Origin of the sequence: Kitasatospora sp. MY 5-36, assembly GCF_001182915.1 — a bacterium.
Taxonomy (GTDB): Bacteria; Actinomycetota; Actinomycetes; order Streptomycetales; family Streptomycetaceae; genus Kitasatospora.
Map to the genome: position 1 here is coordinate 1 of NZ_LFVW01001333.1, position 864 is coordinate 864.

Annotated in this window: 1 protein-coding gene and 1 pseudogene; one reads left to right on the plus strand and one right to left on the minus strand. The window is 79.3% G+C overall.

All coding sequences use genetic code 11. The annotated features are described in order from the left end of the window. Window positions 1-317 (minus strand): annotated as a pseudogene (locus AE652_RS42285) (hypothetical protein); the annotation flags it as partial. 163 nt (window positions 318-480) lie between these two features. Here AE652_RS42285 and AE652_RS42290 point away from each other — a divergent pair. After that, a partial coding sequence (locus AE652_RS42290) for a helix-turn-helix transcriptional regulator (RefSeq protein WP_049661532.1) occupies window positions 481-864 on the plus strand: 384 nt, incomplete at its 3' end.

Consider the following 864-nt stretch of genomic DNA (forward strand, 5'->3'; position numbering starts at 1 on the left):
GCGAGCACCCGGACGACCCGCAGCCGGACGTCGGACTCGAAGCCGCCGGCCGCGGCCACCCGCAGCCGGTCCGGGTCCAGCCGCTCCAGGTCGGCCAGCACCAGCGCCCGGCGCCGGGCGTGCGGTTCCCCGGAGCTGAACCGGGCGACGGCGGACCGCAGCCAGGCCACCGTGCCGGGGGCGCCGCCCGGCACACCAGGCGCGGGGGCCGCCGCGGGCAGCGGCACCAGCGCGGGATCGGCCAGGGCCGCCGTCACATCGTCGTAGCGGGAGAAGGTCGTGGTCGCCGCCCCGGGGACCACCGTGGTTTCGCTCATGCCGTCATCGTGGCCCCGGGTCGTTTCGGCCCCGGCCGAACCGTGCCGGGGCGACCCTGGAGGCATGTCCCCGGCTCCGCTCCCCCACGCGGCCCCGCCGCCGCGACCGCCCCGTCCCCCGCACCAGGGCATCCCCGCACCGCCGTGCCCCGACCATGGAGGCATGACGCTCGCCGCCCTCGCCGCCCTGCTCGCCGACCCCACCCGGGCCGCCATCTGCTCCGCCCTGCTCGACGGCCGTGCCTGGACGGCCGGTGAGCTGGCCCGGCACGCGCGCGTCGCGCCGTCCACGGCCAGCGAGCACCTGTCCCGGCTGATCGCGGGCGGGCTGCTGGCCGAGGAGCGGCAGGGCCGGCACCGGTACGTCCGGCTGGCCTCGCCCGCGGTGGCCACGCTGATCGAGGACCTCACCGTCTTCGCGGAGTCCGGTCCCGGCCCCGCGAGCGCGCCCCGCAACCTGACCGAGGCCACCCGGCTGAGCGCCGAGGCCCGCGCCCGCCCCTGCTACGACCCCCTGGCCGGACGCCTCGGCGTGGCCGTGTCGGAC